The organism is Segatella asaccharophila (assembly GCF_054687055.1).
On the sequence record NZ_BAACAN010000028.1, the window covers coordinates 15,299 to 31,093 of the forward strand.

Sequence of the window (15,795 nt, forward strand, 5' to 3'; positions counted from 1 at the left end):
CAGTCTCATTCTAATATTTGAAAGGAATTATAATGGAAGTTACGATTACAACAGGTAATTTTAATAGTTACAAGAATGGCGATAAGCCGTTGGTTGTGGATTTATGGGCAACATGGTGCGGCCCGTGTCGTGCACTGGCTCCGACAATCGCTGAGCTTGCGCAGGACTATGACGGAAAAATTGTCGTAGGCAAATGCGACGTGGAAGAAAATGATGACATCGCAATGGAATTCGGCGTCCGTAATATACCGACAATCTTGTTCTTCAAAGATGGAAAACTCGTTGATAAGTTTGTCGGCGCTGCTTCAAAATCCAAACTGGACGAAAAATTCAAGGCTCTCTTGTAAGCGGCAGGGACTTTCTTTCTAAAGAAAATGTCTTTGGAAATCCGTTCGGGTAATACTTGTCAGAAGTTGTACAAAACATTTGTCGTGCACCACTTCTGACAAGTATCTTATGAATAGGCAGGAGGTTCCGTGAAGGGAATCCTTTTCTGCGTTTTTAGAATTCTACAACCCGGCTGCCGTCATCTTCTACACTTATGGTGACCTTAAGGGTGTCCTCGGGTAGGAGGTCGGTGATCAGTTCTGGCCATTCCAGAAAACAGAGGTGACTGCTGTCAAAATAGTCTTCATAGCCGAGGTCATATACTTCCTCAATCTTCTTGATGCGATAGAAATCGAAATGATAGATCGGCTCTCCCGTCTTTGTCGTATATTCATTGACAATAGCAAAGGTAGGGGAAGTGATCACATCTTCTACACCAAGTTCTTCACAGATGGCTTTGATAAAGGTGGTCTTCCCTGCCCCCATCTTGCCGTAGAAGGCAATGATGTTGCCTTTACCCATGTTCTTGATAAACTGTTTTGCAGCTTCATGGATGTTGTCAAGTGAATTGATCTTAATCTTCATAATTATCTTTTTTTTAAATCTGAATCTGTTGCTTCTTATTGAAATGCAAAATTAATTTATTTATTGATAATACCATGATATATTTCATGATTTCTTAACTTAACATTTCTTCCTGCCATCTTAACCCCCTTCAGAAGGGTGTAGATTAAGATGCCGGTGAAAATGATGGAAGCACCGGAGGGTACATTGAACCAATAACTGATGCCCAGTCCTGCCAGGCAATCTGCCCAGCCAATGAGAATGCTCAGCAGAATCATCTTTTTCCAACAGTAGGTGAACAGATTGGCAGACATCTGTGGTATCGTCAACAGACTGATGGCCAGCACGACACCTACTAGCCGAAGGGTGGAGACGATGGTCATCGCGATGAATGCCATCATCATATATTCTATGAAGGTGACGGGCAGGTGCTGGGATCGGGCAAAGGTGCTGTCAAAGGCAATACTTTGGATAGGTCTCATGAAGAAAATGAACAGCAGGGTTACGGAAAGGGTCACGGCTCCCAGCAGCCATAGGTCCTCTTTGCTGATCGTCAGGATGCTCCCAAAAAGGTAGGAGGGCAGATTGGGCATGAAGCCGGGAGTGAGAAAACAGCAGATGATGCCGACGCTCATGCCAAAGGTCCAGAAAAGGGCGATGGCAGAGTCTTCTCTCACATCTCCCCGGTGTGACATCCATTGGACCCCGAAGGCGCTGAGCACAGCGAACACCATGGCGGAAAGGATGGGATTGATCCCTAAAAAAACACCTAATCCGATGCCGCCGAAGGAGGCGTGGGTGATCCCGCCGCTGATAAAGACCAGGCGCCGGGTGACAATGTAGGTTCCGATAAATCCGCAGACGATGCTGGCCAGTAGTGAACCTATGATAGCGTTCTGGAAAAATGAATATTGAAGAATCTCCATGATGATTTTTTCTTGTTAACAATATGACAACCGTCCGTAAAACACTCTGACGGAACAGGTGGCAGATCTGTTGGAGTAATCCTCTGGTCGTGTTGAGGTGATGGGAACTGTGGGTGGATGCCCCGTGTGTTTAGTTGGCTCCTCCTGTGTCGTTGATAAGATCTATTAATTCATCCTTGATTTGGTCAGGAACCTGAATACCACGGAGGGTGAGACTGCGATTCCAGTCCTTCACTTCTCCCGGTTTCATGGTGTTCATGACTTCGGAAAATTCTTCTGCTTCTGCATCTGTATAGCGGTCCGAGGACCGTCCTTTAAACCGATCCAACTCTTCATCATTGAAATACTCTATCTCCTTTGTCGCAGCTTTCATCATACATTCTTGCTCGCATAGTGGATCCAAACCTCCACAAGTGACACAGGAGGATGCGGGTAGTTCTCTCACTTCCTGCTTCTTCCCTCTCTTCCGGGAAAATAATTCAAAGAGGGCTGCGATAATTCCCAGTCCTGCAAGGGCAAATAAAAAATAGATCATACGTCTGAACTCTTAATGGTGTATCCGGCTGCCTGGAGATCCTTCCAGTAGTTCGGATAAGACTTGCTTACTACTTCCGGGTGATTGATCTTTAACCCTGGGAAGAGGGAGGCTAACGGGGCGAAGGACAGGGCCATCCGGTGGTCTTCATAGGTGTCTATAGGGGCAAAACTGGGGGTACAGTGTTCTCCGGTCCAGTAGAGTGTCCCTTCATCTTCATCCTTGACGACGAATCCGAGTTTTCTCAATTCTGTCTCCAGTGCCGCTATCCTGTCTGTCTCTTTGATCCTGAGGTTGGCCAGTCCTGTAAATCGGAATGGAATGTTCATCCCACAGCAGCAGGTTACCAGGGTCTGCGCCAGATCGGGGGATCCCTTGAAATCATACTCTAACCGTGGAAGGAGACAGGGATAACGCTTTAGCGTGACCGTGGTCATCTTTCCCGGGAGCCTGGAAGCGAAGGTGGTCTTGATGCCGAGCAGGTTAAAGATATACTTGACAACAGAGTCTCCTTGCTTCGAACCGTCCATAAGTCCTTCCAGTTGGACTTTTGATTGGGAGTTCTTGCTTAAGGTGACGGCTTCATACCAGTAAGAGGCGGAACTCCAGTCATTCTCAATGGAATATGGCTGGCCGTGATAGGGCACCCCGTCAACTGTAATGGTATTGATGTCGGTCCAGTCGGCCTTGGCGCCATACTGGCGCATGGTCCATAGAGTCAGGTCTATGTAAGGACGGGAGATAATCGTTCCCCTTAACTTCAGGATGAGCCCGTTCTTTAGTATGGGACCGACCAGCAGCAGGGCAGAGATAAACTGTGAACTGAAGTTGCCGGGAACCTCCAGGGTGCCTCCTTCGAGCTGGTGCCCTCTGATAGAAAGAGGTGGAAAACCTTCCTGCCCGATATAAGTGATGTCTGCACCTAGATAGCGGAGTGCATCAACCAGTGCACCTATGGGACGGTGCTTCATGCGGTCGGTACCGGTAAGTTGGTGCTCACCCGGCGTGACAGACAGATAAGCGGTGAGGAATCTCATGGCTGTTCCTGCTGCATGGATGTTGATTGTTGGTGGCATATCCCGTAAGGCGTTTACTAGGACTTGTGTGTCGTCACAATCGCTGAGATTTTCAGGCAGGATCTTGCTGCCCGATAAGGCATAGATAATCAATGACCGGTTACTGATGCTTTTTGATGCAGGGAGTTTGATGTGTGCATTGATATGAGCCGGTGCGGTGATGGTATATGTTAAAATTGAATTCATTTTCTAATTAAGATGGGGTGGTTTTGGGGGGCTGATGACCGTCTATTTCCTGATCATGACCGGTAGGTCAAGAGGCTGGTTCTCTGCCGCACGCGTCTGGGCGGCTCTTGATGAAACGGTCTTCTTTGGGCCTGGAATTAAGGGACTGTAGTAAAGGACATGGCGCATCCTGTCCCTTTGGTCTTCTGAGAAAAAATCACTTGTGCAGACGGCATAGTCCATGAAATTGCTTGCATGAAAGGTCTGTCCGGAACAGTTGTTCCGAACATCCGCCTCTTCTATGTAGCATTCCTGATGAGTTTGAAAATAGTAGCTCAGCCAGTTATCATATTCTTTCTTGTCGTAACTCGGGGTATCTTCACAGTAATCGGTATCTCCACAGGAATCAAGGATGTTCCCGTCAGCATCTTCCGTAAACACATGGTGAAGACCAAGATAATGCCCAAGTTCGTGGGCAAGGGTGGCACTGATGTCAACCATGCTGGAATTGATGCCGTTGACCGTTGTGTATCGTTCGGAATCGTATTTGGAATCTGCGAAAATGGCATTGATGGATGAGCAGTAAACAAAATTCAGATTGCTCTTGTCCCGTGGGACTGTTTGGGGTGCAATCAGGCCATCTAACTTGTAGGAGTCGTCCGTCGTATAGGGCAGATCGGAAATTCCTAAGATGGTAGAGCCGTCAGTAGTGGTATTCTTATACGGGAAAACCATGATGTTAATATAATGGTTCGGATCCCAGAGATGTTCCATGTAGGTGCCGTTGTTCTTGCTGTTCATGAATTCTTCTACGTCAATGCTGTCTCCTGTCCAGTTGATGTAGTCTATCCCGGGATTTTTTAACCTGACATAAACGGTATTCCCGCTTTTATCCGTCTCGGCGACATCTGTAGCCAAAACAAAGTTTACGCCGATGTCCTTGCTGCTGCTGTTGTAAGATCCCTTCCACAGGGCGTTGACATTGTTCAGGATGAAATTGATGCGCTTTGGGGTGAGAATGCTTTTGGTGTTGCTTCCTTCCATACAGAATATATGGAAGATGACCGGTAATTGATAGCGATAGGTATCCGTGATAGAATTTACGTCTCCTGAATGGTCCTGGTCATAGCTCTTATCTGTTTTGTCAGTGAGATTTTCTTGATCGATATTGACAGGATAGACTATGATATTATCGGAACTGCATGCAGTTACGATAAGGGATACTGCTAAGGCCAAGAAGACCTGTGATAGAGAGGTGGAGTGTTTCATCTTTGTTGGTTTACTCATCCTATTATATGGAAAATATGTTAGAAGGTTGCTTGTACCTTTTTATTTCTGTTCTTGCTTTTAAGGATAACGGGCTCGTTGACAATGATCTTCGTTATGGCAAAGTTAAATATAAAATTTGAAAAATGGTTGTCCTATTCAGAATATTTGTTTCTTGTCTTACAAATAGACACCTTTTTGTACTTTTTCGTACAGTTTGATCGTTCCTGCTTCAGGGTGTTGCTGTAGGTGAAAAAGTCAAATTAATGCTAATAAATTTTTACATTTCATGAAAATGTGCTAATTTAGCGGCTAAATGAAAGGCTGGTGAATATGAAAAAATGGTTGTTGTGTTTAGGAGTGTTTGCCTCCTTGCTGGCGGCGTGCTCTGCTTCGCATCTTGCGTCAAAGGAAAAACTCGAAACCAGTGAAACTGTTGCCCGGCGGGTTGAAAATCAGGTGGATAGTCTTGACTTTGATGCTGAGGTTACCTATATGTACCCCACCCGTACTCCGGGGAAAGCACTGGACTATGGGTGGAATGTCCGGGTAAAGGGTGATTCTATCTATTCGTATCTCCCCTATTTCGGGAGGGCTTATCAACTTCCGTATGGGGGTGGAAAAGGCTTGAATTTCTCTTGCCCGATCCAGTCCTCTCAGATCCAGCGCAATAAAAAAAAGGGAAAGATAAGGGTGATCCTCTCTGTAAGAAATGAGGAGGATCAATATCGTTATACTTTTGATATTTATAAAAATGGAAACTTTGACCTGAATATCCGTTCTAATGAACGGGATCAGATCGATTTTACCGGTAAATTAAATCTTGATCGTAAATAAAATCATTATGAAAAGGCAATTCATCTTAGGGATGATCAGCATCCTTGTTCTTCCCGTCTGTGCCCAGGTCAGCTCTCAGGCTTACAGTACATTTTATCAACAGGAACATGTCCTCTATCATTCTGGAGAGGAAATGAATGTCATCGATGTGAATCTGGAATGGCCTGAATACCTTAACTTCTCTGATGAGCCGGTTTTGCAGCATTATCTCTCCCGGCAACTCTTCGGACTGGATGCGGACCATTTCATAGAGGGCTATCATCATTTCTTGAAATTGTACGGTGAACCGGTCGAAGGACTCCTGGAGACGGTCCCTGATGACAGCCGATTCTGCTATATCACTTGTAAATTACATATCATCGGTTATGATCCCGGACGTTTCATCTCTTTCGTGATGTCCAGGAAAGTAGAGCCTGCCCATCTTTCTTCTCAGGAAAAGAAGGATACTACAGAACTTTTTACCTATGATTTGATACATCATCGTATCTTAAGGACGAGTGACCTGATACGGATGTCTCGTCTGACGGCGGGCTCAGAACAGGCACGTCTCTTCCAATATTTGCTTTTCTCACGTCTGAATGAACGTATTCCGGATGATTTCTCAACGAATATACTGGTCTTTGAGTCCTGCCTGAAGAAGTCGGGGATGCTTTTTGACCTTTGTTTTAAAGATCTTGACGGTGATACGCTGAAACGTACTTCTGAAATTGCTTATCCGCAATTAATTCCCTTTGAGTCGAAAGTCTTGCGGTCGATCCTGACGTCTTCTCCTTCTTCTCATTTGCCGTCTGGCCTCCGGGAAGAATCGTATCTCGGATCGGGTGAGGTTGACGACCAGGTGGACTCCGTCCCCCGTTATATCCATGGGCAGGGGAGCATTACACAGGATCTGGCCAGGATGATCACTCTCACTCCAGAGATCATCCGTAATCTGAACAGTCATAAGGTGATGGTGCGTTTCGTTGTGGAACGGGACGGTTCTTTGTCCAATATCCGTATACTGGCTTCTGGAGAACCTTCCCTGGACCGGGAAATCGTGGATGCTTTACGGCAGCTGCCCCGGTGGCAGCCTGGTAAGAAGGGTGGCAAACGGGTGCGGTCTTCCGTGATTATCCCGGTTGCTGTCCGGGAATATCAATGACCTTTCTTTACTGGAGGCAGACGGGATGGTGATTTCCCGGTGCGGTCTGGTAAACGACAGGGTTCGGTCTTGCTGTTAAATTGAAAGCGGACGAGTGGTTGACCTTTCCTTTTTGATGACCGGATAGTTACTTTAAGGGGGGGTAATTGACAAAAAGAAACTTGAGAGTGAAATGAGAGCTTGTATTTATACCTTAAGTTAGCAAACTGAAAGTTTTATCCCCTCTTTTCTTATGTTTTAAATTGAAAGCGAATGTTTCAATAACAAGAATTTTTTAAGTATAAATATTAGATAAATTAATGTTAAAAATAAATGAATTCTCAGTTTTATGCACTATATTTGTAAGTGAAAAGAAGAAATAATAGAATTGAAAATTACATTGTAGGTTATCATAATTTTTTAGTTAAGAATTAAATCTCTCTTATATATCAAATTTTGTTGAGCATTATATTTTATTAGAAGGGCGTCTCCGTGAGGAAGCGCCCTTCTGCATTTTTGCTCTGATAAGTAGAATCAGTTGGATTCAGAGATCCAAGGTTACTTCTACCGGACAGTGATCACTACCTTCTATTTCCGTATGGATCCTCGCATCCTGAAGTTTGTCTTTCAGTCGTTCGGAAATAAGGAAATAGTCAATGCGCCATCCCGCATTCTTCTCCCTTGCATGGAAACGGTAGGACCACCATGAGTAAGTGACCTGTTCCGGATACTTGTAACGGAAGGTATCGATAAAACCATTTGAAAGAAGAACGGTCATCTTCTCCCGTTCTTCGTCAGTGAATCCTGCATTCTTATGATTCGTTTTCGGATTCTTGATGTCGATTTCTTCATGTGCAACATTCATGTCCCCGCAGATGATGACCGGCTTTTTAGCATCCAGTTCTTTAAGGTATTGGAGAAAATCATTTTCCCATTCCATACGATAGTCCAGGCGTCGTAGCTCTTGTTGCGAATTGGGGGTGTAGACGGTTACCAGGTAGAACTGGTCATATTCGAGGGTGATGACCCGCCCTTCATGATCGTGCTCTTCAACATGTATCCCGTAGCTTACTTGAAGAGGAATGTGTCTGGTGAAAATCGCTGTGCCGGAGTAGCCCTTCTTTTCCGCATAGTTCCAGTAGGACTTATAACCGTCGAACGTTATATCCAACTGTCCTGCCTGCATTTTAGTTTCCTGCAGGCAGAAGAAGTCAGCATCCAGTTTCTTAAAACTGTCTTCAAATCCTTTTTTTACACAGGCCCTCAGGCCATTCACATTCCATGAGATAAATTTCATTGTGCACATAACCTATTGCGGGACGTATCAGTTGCTCCCTGTACTGCTCTTGTAAATGATTTCAAAATGGGCGCTGCTGCTCTGGTCTCCGTTTCCGAGGGAGTATGAATTAGAACCTATTTTTATGGTTTTGATATCTATGATCTCTTCATACGATCCATTATAATAGACAATAGGGCTGTAGGAGCTGAAGAAATAAATAATATTCCCGCTTGTGTCCGTACTGGTCTGTGACATGGTGTCGAAATCAATTTCTATTGGGGTATTGTTATAGGTCGTGCTGACCGATGTGGCGGTCACATAATTGGGAAAACGGTAGTAGTTGGCGTTATAGACGCTCTGTGATTCGGTGTAAGGTGCACGATATTGGATGATCATAGGGACAGGTGGCGTTTTGGAGAGGATGGCCTTGTCTTCTGGATTGTTAATGTACGTGGCCAGTTCATTGACCGGGAATTGAATGTTTACGGTCGTGTCATTGTCTGTTGCGTTGACATTCCAACTGAGGGGCCCCAGACTGTCAGCCGGGGTATAACTATCACTGTAAACGCGGTAGAGATGTCCTGAATAATTATTGGCAATCTGGCTGTAATATAGTGCCCTCATGCTTTTATTCAAAGTGACGTTACTATTGTCGTCACTGCTGTTTCCCAGGCAGGATGATAAAGACATTGCAGTCATGAGACCGCACAGTAGGAATAAAGTAGTTTTTAACTTTTTCATTTCGTATGTTTTTAATTGTGATTATTCATGAGTTTACAGGCGGATTCTCCCTCCAGGAAGAAAGTGTCATTTTATCGGTAACCAGCCTTTTCAGTCGAGGACGCATTTAGTATGAGGTCTCTTCATTTTAGGAAAATGAGTTTCTGTTGATGATCTTGCAATATTTAACTTATTAAATCTTGTTTTTAACACGACGAAACTTGATTTTATATTTTCTTAGCATCTCCTTGTAACAAGTCCATGAATTCCTGGCGTGTCTTAGCCTGGTTGAAAGCTCCACTGATGGCGCTGGTGATCGTGATGGAATTCTGTTTCTCTACTCCTCTCATCTGCATACACATGTGCTTGGCTTCGATGACCACCATTGTCCCCATCGGCTTCAGGGTGTTCTGTATGCAGTCCTTGATTTGCTCCGTGAGGCGTTCCTGTACCTGCAGGCGATGGCTGTAAATATCTACGACCCGTGCAATCTTGCTCAGCCCTGTGATATAACCGTTGGGGATATAAGCGACATGTACCTTGCCGTAAAAGGGGAGGATATGGTGCTCGCACAGAGAAAAGAAATCAATATCTTTGACGATTACCATCTGGTTGTATTTTTCTTCAAACAACGCATCGGTCAGGACCTTATGCGGGTCCTGAAAATATCCCCGTGTGAGCGTCTGCATAGCTTTGGCTACGCGCATGGGTGTTTTCTGCAGTCCCTCTCTTTGGGGATCCTCGCCCAGGAGTTGTAATATACTTTTATAATGGTCGGCTAACTCTTGAAGCCCTGGCCTGAAATCTGTTTCTGGATTCATGTTTTCTCTCTTCTATCTTTAGATGTTGGTGAGTAAGAAGGTTCATCCCTGATGCCGGTGAACCTTTATTTCTGAACGGTGATCAGTCCTTTTACCAGGCATGCTGACCGGTACCCCATGGCCCTGATCTGGCGCAGCATCTTCGTCGCCTCATTCAGACTCTTGAAATTGCCTACCCGGCAAATCCATCTGGGTGAATAGAAATGTACGTATACAGGTTGGTCCGGATACCTTATCTTGATGGCATTACCGGCTTTTTGAGCTGCAATGCGGTCTTTCCTGGAGTTGCCTCCGGCAAAGGCCTGAACCCGGTATCCCGTGACTTTGTAACTGTGGCGCATGACCTTCTTGCGCATGTCGATGACAGGAATATCAAAATTCTCATCAGGGTTGATGGTCGTATCCTCTTTATGAGGTTCACGACGAACTTCCTTCTTGACGGTCGTCTTATTTTCTTGTCTCTTTTCGGTGGGTGCTATGTTCCGGTTTTCTCCCTGCTCTTTGTTCTCGTTCCTGAGGGTGGAATAGGCCTCTCCATTTGCTGCCGGATGGTCTTGTCCCTTCGCATGTAGGGATGAGTTGGAATGATGTGCTTCCTGCTTCTTGCCGTTGCCGTAAATCTGATGGGATGGCGTGACCGTACGCTTTTCTTTACCGTTAACCAATTCGTCTATCTCTTTGCTCTGGTTAACAGTCACGACTCCTTTGCCCTGGACGTTCTTTTGTAGATGGTCAATGATCGTCTGGGCGTTTGCTGAGACGATGGGACAAAGAATCATGAAAATGAATGTGACGAATTGTTTCATTGTTGTTAAAATGTGATTTTTAGATTCATTGAAGTCGTGCCTGTGCAGGCACGACTCTCAAATTGAAAAGTGGTGATTATTTTTTCCAGGCATCAATAATGCCCTTGAAACTGTCAGCTTTTAAGGATGCTCCGCCGATGAGGCCGCCGTCAATATCTGGCTTGGAGAAAAGTTCGGAAGCATTGGACGGTTTGCAACTTCCACCATAGAGAATAGAAGTATCTTCTGCTGCCTGTTTACCATATTTCTCTGCGACGGTAGAGCGGATGTAAGCCAGCATCTCTTCTGCCTGGTCAGCTGTTGCGGTCTTTCCGGTACCTATAGCCCAGATCGGCTCGTAGGCGAGGATGATATTCTTCCATTCCTTTTCTGTCAGGTTGAAGACAGAACCTTGCAACTCAGCCTTTACTACTGCATTCTGCTTGTCAGCCTCACGGTCTGCAAGGGTCTCACCACAGCAGAAGATCACCTTCAGGCCATTTTTCAAAGCGAGCTGGACTTTCGTCTTCAGTGTCTCCGGGGTCTCCTTATAGTATTGACGACGTTCAGAGTGACCCAGGATCACATATTGTGCGCCCGTACTCTTGACCATTTCTGCACTCACCTCACCGGTGTAAGCGCCCTTCTCCTGGTCTGCGCAGTTTTCTGCACCGAGGCCTACGATGTTCTGGTCAAGGAATTGTGCAATGCTTGCCAGATGAATGAAAGGTGTACAGATGATCACCCCACAATTGGGCTTATCTGCTTTCAGTTCATCGTTAATAGCTTTAGCTAATGCAATGCCATCTTGCAGGTTCATGTTCATTTTCCAGTTACCTGCTACAATTTTCTTTCTCATTTTTCTTTTTTGTTTAAAAAGTTGGTTTATCTTATCTGTGTCTTGTTTCTCTTTGTTCCTTACCCATCTGCTCCATGCCCACAGGCGGTCGGCCAGTACGAGGAGGAGGAGAGGGATCAAAAACCAGAGGATGATCTTCGTGATTTTCTTTGCCATTGAGTCGGCGGGCATTCGCCCGATCCTCGATTGCTCCAGAGGCTGTCTTAGTTCTTCCTCTTTCGGGAGTTCGTTATGACTCCATTTGCGGATAACCCTCCCGTCTTTAAGGAGGATCAGCCCCGGGTTGCTTCGGATGATCGTCTTCAGCGTAGTGCCGTCGGTCGTACAGAACGGATATTCTGCCCCTGTCAGGTCAATCCATCGTTTGATCCCTCTGTCATTGCTTGCCGTGAGGCAATAGAAGGGATAGTCGTGTGATTGTGCGTATTCATACAGGATGTTGATCGGCCCGAAGTCTTCGTCATCGGCCTGCTCCAGATACGGGGCAATCAGGAGGAAGGTATAGCCCTTATCATTGAGTACCTGCCGGGTAATATCTTTTCCTGCTGGTCTTGTCTCTATACTGAAATCATGAATGGGAGGGACATAGCCTGCGGAGGTCTGTATCGTCTTGCTGTCTACGAACGTCCAGGTGGAATCGGGATAATTATTGATATTGAATTCCTTTTGATGCCCGTTTTTCTCCAGAATGAAGGTTGTCTTGAACTGTGGCTGGGGGGCTCCTTTAGGAATAGACATCCCCTCTTTGATGTTTGCTCCGATATGGTAAGGGCGGAAGTCAAATAGGGGCAGGAACCACAGGCTCAGCACACTGGAAGCAAGGATAAAGAGGATGGTCCAGTTGATGGCGATCCATTGATTGGCTTTCGAGATGAACCGGACCATACGCAGCGGCCATTTGAAGAGAACGATGGCGCAGGCTAGGAGCACGATGTTCTTCCCGAAGGTTTGCGCATTGGTCAGGTGGATGGCATCACCGAAGCATCCGCAGTCCTGGATGGGGTCCTTGATCACCAGCCAGAGCGTTATGATGGTCATCAGGGACATGAAGACCAGGATGATCCTGGAGCAGAGCCTTCTGCGGATCGCCAGCAGGATAAAGAAGCCCAGGCAGAACTCCACCGTAGAGAGCAGTACGGAAGCGGTCAGCGTGGACCAGTCCGGAAAGACACCTTGCAATCCCAGTGCGGTAAGGTAATCTTGTATCTTGTACTGTGTGCCCAGGGGGTCAATGGCCTTGACATATCCGGAAAAGATAAAGATGATGCCCAGTATCAGCCGGCACAGGTTTGTTACTATGGTCTTTGCTCTTTCCGCCATTCTTCCTCTTTTCACACTTGGAGTGCCTTGCCGTTTTTCAATCTTATTGCTCCGAATACGGCATAGTTGATGATGTCCATATAGTTGGAGGCGATACCTTCCGATACTTTTGCCGTCCCGTCGTGGTTCTCTATTTCCTTGATGCGCTCGATCTTGGTAAGGATAAGATCGGTATAACTGCTCACCCGCATTGAGCGCCAGGCTTCTCCGTAGTCGTGGTTCTTCCGCTGCATCAGTGTCATGCATTCGTGGGCACATTTGTCATATAGGCTCAGTGCCTCTTCTGCATGGATGTCCACGGTGTCGACAAATCCTTTCCCTAACTGGATAATCCCGATGATTCCGTAGTTGATCAGGGCAATGAATTCCGGCCGGATGCCTTCTCCCACCCAACTCTTCCTGGTGATTTCCAGGGAGCGGATGCGCTTGGCTTTTATGAATAACTGGTCAGTGAGTGAAGAGGGCCTGAGGATCCTCCATGATGCTCCGTAATCTTTTAACTTATCTGCGAAAATGCCCCGGGCCTCTTTCATTACTTCCTCAAACTCTTGCTGAGTGTTTGTTGTATCTGGTGATTCTTGTCTCATAATGATTGTCAATGGATTTAAACCATATCTCATCTGCAAATGTACTGAATTCCAATGAAATGACCAAAAAATGAGCCTAAGGATTTCTTTCAGTTGGTCACCTGACATTCCGGGAACGGAGAAATGCGGGCCTGTCGGTTTTTACGGTGTGTCCTGAAAAGGTGCAGGACTGATCTTGTGTATGATCATTGGATTTGAAATATCCAAAAGTTTTTTGTATCTTTGCGCTCGCAAATTCCGTTATGTTAAGTGTACTTAAATAGATTATGATCATGCGAAATCTCACTGGAGCCGATTTTGTACGTTTGTTGGATAAAGATATTTTTCATGAAATAGCCGGGGCGGCTGATGCTCTTCATCTGGAATGTTATGTCGTTGGAGGGTATGTCAGGGACCTCTTTCTGGAAAGGCCTTCGAATGATATTGATGTTGTGGTAGTGGGAAGTGGCATAGAGGTGGCTCGTGCGTTGAAGGAGCGTCTGGGGAAATCTGCTAGACTGTCTGTGTTTCGGAATTTCGGTACTGCACAGGTTAAATACCATGGACTGGAGGTAGAGTTTGTCGGAGCCCGGAAGGAAAGTTATCGCCATGACTCCCGTAAGCCTCATGTGGAGGATGGGACACTTCAGGATGATCTGAACCGGCGGGACTTTACGATCAATGCCCTGGCGGTCTGCCTGAACCAGAAACGCTTTGGGACCCTGATTGATTCTTTTGATGGAGTCATGGATATGGAGAAGGGAATCCTGGCTACTCCTCTTGACCCGGATACCACCTTTTCTGACGATCCTCTCCGTATGATGCGTTGCGTCCGTTTTGCCACACAGTTGAACTTTCAGATCGAGGAGGAAACCTATACGGCCCTTTCTCGTAATGCTGACCGCCTGAAAATCATCAGCGGAGAGCGTATTGCTGACGAATTGAATAAGATCATGCTTGCTCCTCATCCCAGCATCGGCTTTTATTATATGCATGATACCGGATTGCTGCAACTGATCCTGCCGGAACTTTGTGCTCTTGATGTCGTGGAAACACGCAATGGAAAATCCCATAAGAATAATTATCTTCACACGCTCGAAGTCCTGGAAAACTTATGCAGGGCTCAGAATAAGGCGGCAGAGGCTTCCTCTGTTTTACCGGCGGGGGAGAAAGCTGCTGGAAATCCTGAGGATGGCCCGGCCCAGGCTGATGGCTCCTTGACGGCTAAGGACAGGCATCTTTATCTCCGATGGGCTGCGCTCTTGCATGATATAGGTAAGGCTAAGTGCAAGCGTTGGGATCCGGTTCAGGGATGGAGCTTTCATAACCATAATCTTGTAGGTTCAAAAATGGTCCCTCAGATCTTCCGGAGATTAAAGTTGCCTATGGATGCGAAGATGAAGTTTGTGCAGAAATTAGTTTATCTCCACATGCGTCCTATTGCGATTGCTGATGATCAGGTCACCGATAGTGCTGTCCGCCGTCTGATCAATGATGCGGGTGGCGATGTGGGGGATCTGATGATGCTCTGTGAGGCGGACATTACCAGCAAGAATCATCTGCGTAAACAGCATTTCCTGGATAATTTCCATATCGTCCGCGAGAAACTGAAGGATCTGGAAGAGCGTGACTATAAGCGTCTTCTCCAGCCTTGTATAGACGGAAATGAAATTATGGAGATGTTCCACCTTCGTCCAAGCCGCGAAGTGGGGACCTTGAAACAGACGCTCAAGGATGCCGTGCTGGATAACAAGGTCCCTAATGAGCGTGGCCCGTTGATGCAACTGCTGAAGAGAAAAGCCCATGAGATGGGCTTGGATGATTAGCCGGAATGGACGAATGGATGGATGGAGAGAAAATGATACCTCTGATTATTTTCTCTTTTGGGCGAGATTACTTTATGACTCTTCAGGTGATTTTTATCAGGTATTCTTGTCTTTCTGAACAGGTGTTACTGTATTTCTTTTAAGTACGTAACTGTCTTTTGTTCTTTTTATTATATATATAAGGTATTTCTTTGTGATCCTATGTCTCTTCTGCTTCCTTTCTTTCTGGCTTTTGTCGTATCCTGTTAAAGTTAGCAAGATTGGAAAAGTAGGGTAGATTTGTTTAGGCTACCTTTGCAGTCGTGATATAACAAAAAAGCTATGCAACAAAGACAATCAACCAGGGATGATTATTCGAGAAAAATAAATATTGTTATCGAATATATAAACAATAATTTGACCAATGATATTGACTTGGATGTGCTAGCCTCTGTCTCTAATTTCTCTCCTTATCATTTTCATCGTATCTTTAAGGCTTTTACAGGCGAACCGATCGGGGTTTTCATCACACGGATGCGAGTTGAGACTGCAGCTCGACTACTGCGTTACAGTGATATGCCTGTCTGTGAAATTGCTTATAAGGTAGGATATGATATGCCTTCTTCTTTGTCTAAGGTTTTCAAGCAGTTTTATAATATCACACCAACAGAGTATAGAAATAATAAAAAGTACACAATTATGAAACGTACATGATTGTCTTTCGCCAAAGGGAATGAAAAGGGATTTTTTGTATCTTTGCCACAGTATAAATCCTTTAATCCTTTAGATATGGCGAATCAGAAGCAAGAAGTCTCCTTTTCAGA

Annotated in this window: 15 protein-coding genes and 1 pseudogene; 5 read left to right on the forward strand and 11 right to left on the reverse strand. The window is 45.6% G+C overall.

Going from position 1 to position 15,795, the window contains the following annotated elements; translation table 11 throughout:
* Positions 1-32 precede the first annotated feature (32 nt).
* On the forward strand, positions 33-347 hold the full coding sequence (trxA, locus tag ACYRYG_RS11895; protein ID WP_460198245.1) for a thioredoxin: 315 nt from the start codon (positions 33-35) through the stop codon (positions 345-347).
* A gap of 154 nt (positions 348-501) precedes the next feature.
* On the opposite strand, the gene tsaE is transcribed toward trxA, so the two are convergent.
* From tsaE to ACYRYG_RS11920, 5 genes are all read right to left on the reverse strand, one after another.
* Positions 502-912, reverse strand: a complete 411-nt coding sequence (gene tsaE, locus ACYRYG_RS11900; RefSeq protein ID WP_293420095.1) for a tRNA (adenosine(37)-N6)-threonylcarbamoyltransferase complex ATPase subunit type 1 TsaE — start codon at positions 910-912, stop codon at positions 502-504.
* A 56-nt stretch (positions 913-968) separates the two neighbouring features.
* Positions 969-1,817, reverse strand: coding sequence for a metal ABC transporter permease (locus ACYRYG_RS11905; RefSeq protein ID WP_460198247.1), 849 nt, complete (start codon positions 1,815-1,817; stop codon positions 969-971).
* A 130-nt stretch (positions 1,818-1,947) separates the two neighbouring features.
* Positions 1,948-2,352, reverse strand: coding sequence for a hypothetical protein (locus ACYRYG_RS11910; protein ID WP_293420101.1), 405 nt, complete (start codon positions 2,350-2,352; stop codon positions 1,948-1,950).
* Entirely contained in the window at positions 2,349-3,614 is a 1,266-nt protein-coding gene (locus ACYRYG_RS11915) for a 3-phosphoshikimate 1-carboxyvinyltransferase (protein ID WP_460198248.1), read from the reverse strand. Before ACYRYG_RS11915 ends, ACYRYG_RS11910 begins: the two co-directional genes overlap by 4 nt.
* A gap of 42 nt (positions 3,615-3,656) precedes the next feature.
* Positions 3,657-4,880, reverse strand: coding sequence for a zinc-dependent metalloproteinase lipoprotein (locus tag ACYRYG_RS11920; protein WP_460198249.1), 1,224 nt, complete (start codon positions 4,878-4,880; stop codon positions 3,657-3,659).
* A gap of 312 nt (positions 4,881-5,192) precedes the next feature.
* Here ACYRYG_RS11920 and ACYRYG_RS11925 point away from each other — a divergent pair, with 312 nt between their 5' ends.
* Both ACYRYG_RS11925 and ACYRYG_RS11930 read left to right on the forward strand, forming a co-directional pair.
* Entirely contained in the window at positions 5,193-5,696 is a 504-nt protein-coding gene (locus tag ACYRYG_RS11925) for a DUF4251 domain-containing protein (RefSeq protein WP_293424129.1), read from the forward strand.
* 7 nt (positions 5,697-5,703) lie between these two features.
* Positions 5,704-6,837 carry an energy transducer TonB gene (locus ACYRYG_RS11930; protein WP_460198251.1) on the forward strand — a complete coding sequence of 378 codons (1,134 nt, stop codon included), beginning with the start codon at positions 5,704-5,706 and terminating at the stop codon, positions 6,835-6,837.
* A gap of 523 nt (positions 6,838-7,360) precedes the next feature.
* On the opposite strand, the gene ACYRYG_RS11935 is transcribed toward ACYRYG_RS11930, so the two are convergent.
* The 6 genes from ACYRYG_RS11935 to ACYRYG_RS11960 form a co-directional block, all read right to left on the reverse strand.
* The gene (locus tag ACYRYG_RS11935; RefSeq protein WP_293424125.1) at positions 7,361-8,113 is read right to left on the reverse strand and encodes an exodeoxyribonuclease III; all 753 of its coding nucleotides are present in this window, start codon (positions 8,111-8,113) and stop codon (positions 7,361-7,363) included.
* A 27-nt stretch (positions 8,114-8,140) separates the two neighbouring features.
* Positions 8,141-8,836, reverse strand: a complete 696-nt coding sequence (locus tag ACYRYG_RS11940; RefSeq protein WP_460198252.1) for a hypothetical protein — start codon at positions 8,834-8,836, stop codon at positions 8,141-8,143.
* Between the two features lie 206 nt (positions 8,837-9,042).
* Positions 9,043-9,636 (reverse strand): GTP cyclohydrolase I FolE, encoded by a 594-nt coding sequence (folE, locus tag ACYRYG_RS11945; RefSeq protein WP_293424121.1) that lies wholly within the window; start codon positions 9,634-9,636, stop codon positions 9,043-9,045.
* A 65-nt stretch (positions 9,637-9,701) separates the two neighbouring features.
* The gene (locus tag ACYRYG_RS11950) at positions 9,702-10,442 is read right to left on the reverse strand and encodes an SPOR domain-containing protein (RefSeq protein WP_294075755.1); all 741 of its coding nucleotides are present in this window, start codon (positions 10,440-10,442) and stop codon (positions 9,702-9,704) included.
* 76 nt (positions 10,443-10,518) lie between these two features.
* Positions 10,519-12,600 (reverse strand): BT_3928 family protein, encoded by a 2,082-nt coding sequence (locus ACYRYG_RS11955; RefSeq protein ID WP_293428037.1) that lies wholly within the window; start codon positions 12,598-12,600, stop codon positions 10,519-10,521.
* An 11-nt stretch (positions 12,601-12,611) separates the two neighbouring features.
* Positions 12,612-13,187, reverse strand: a complete 576-nt coding sequence (locus tag ACYRYG_RS11960; RefSeq protein ID WP_293424115.1) for a DUF1599 domain-containing protein — start codon at positions 13,185-13,187, stop codon at positions 12,612-12,614.
* 272 nt (positions 13,188-13,459) lie between these two features.
* Here ACYRYG_RS11960 and ACYRYG_RS11965 point away from each other — a divergent pair, with 272 nt between their 5' ends.
* Complete coding sequence (locus ACYRYG_RS11965) at positions 13,460-14,992, forward strand: HD domain-containing protein (protein WP_294075756.1); 1,533 nt, start codon at positions 13,460-13,462, stop codon at positions 14,990-14,992.
* A 321-nt stretch (positions 14,993-15,313) separates the two neighbouring features.
* Positions 15,314-15,676, forward strand: a pseudogene (locus tag ACYRYG_RS11970) (helix-turn-helix domain-containing protein); the annotation flags it as partial.
* Between the last annotated feature and the right edge of the window lie 119 nt (positions 15,677-15,795).

Excerpts from the sequence above, each read along its gene's own strand:
- folE (WP_293424121.1), bottom strand. The coding sequence starts at position 9,636 with ATGAATCCAGAAACAGATTTCAGGCCAGGGCTTCAAGAGTTAGCCGAC.
- ACYRYG_RS11935 (WP_293424125.1), bottom strand. The coding sequence starts at position 8,113 with ATGAAATTTATCTCATGGAATGTGAATGGCCTGAGGGCCTGTGTAAAA.
- ACYRYG_RS11925 (WP_293424129.1), top strand. The coding sequence starts at position 5,193 with ATGAAAAAATGGTTGTTGTGTTTAGGAGTGTTTGCCTCCTTGCTGGCG.
- ACYRYG_RS11940 (WP_460198252.1), bottom strand. The coding sequence starts at position 8,836 with ATGAAAAAGTTAAAAACTACTTTATTCCTACTGTGCGGTCTCATGACT.
- tsaE (WP_293420095.1), bottom strand. The coding sequence starts at position 912 with ATGAAGATTAAGATCAATTCACTTGACAACATCCATGAAGCTGCAAAA.
- trxA (WP_460198245.1), top strand. The coding sequence starts at position 33 with ATGGAAGTTACGATTACAACAGGTAATTTTAATAGTTACAAGAATGGC.
- ACYRYG_RS11950 (WP_294075755.1), bottom strand. The coding sequence starts at position 10,442 with ATGAAACAATTCGTCACATTCATTTTCATGATTCTTTGTCCCATCGTC.
- ACYRYG_RS11915 (WP_460198248.1), bottom strand. The coding sequence starts at position 3,614 with ATGAATTCAATTTTAACATATACCATCACCGCACCGGCTCATATCAAT.
- ACYRYG_RS11930 (WP_460198251.1), top strand. The coding sequence starts at position 5,704 with ATGAAAAGGCAATTCATCTTAGGGATGATCAGCATCCTTGTTCTTCCC.
- ACYRYG_RS11920 (WP_460198249.1), bottom strand. The coding sequence starts at position 4,880 with ATGAGTAAACCAACAAAGATGAAACACTCCACCTCTCTATCACAGGTC.
- ACYRYG_RS11965 (WP_294075756.1), top strand. The coding sequence starts at position 13,460 with ATGCGAAATCTCACTGGAGCCGATTTTGTACGTTTGTTGGATAAAGAT.
- ACYRYG_RS11905 (WP_460198247.1), bottom strand. The coding sequence starts at position 1,817 with ATGGAGATTCTTCAATATTCATTTTTCCAGAACGCTATCATAGGTTCA.
- ACYRYG_RS11960 (WP_293424115.1), bottom strand. The coding sequence starts at position 13,187 with ATGAGACAAGAATCACCAGATACAACAAACACTCAGCAAGAGTTTGAG.
- ACYRYG_RS11955 (WP_293428037.1), bottom strand. The coding sequence starts at position 12,600 with ATGGCGGAAAGAGCAAAGACCATAGTAACAAACCTGTGCCGGCTGATA.
- ACYRYG_RS11910 (WP_293420101.1), bottom strand. The coding sequence starts at position 2,352 with ATGATCTATTTTTTATTTGCCCTTGCAGGACTGGGAATTATCGCAGCC.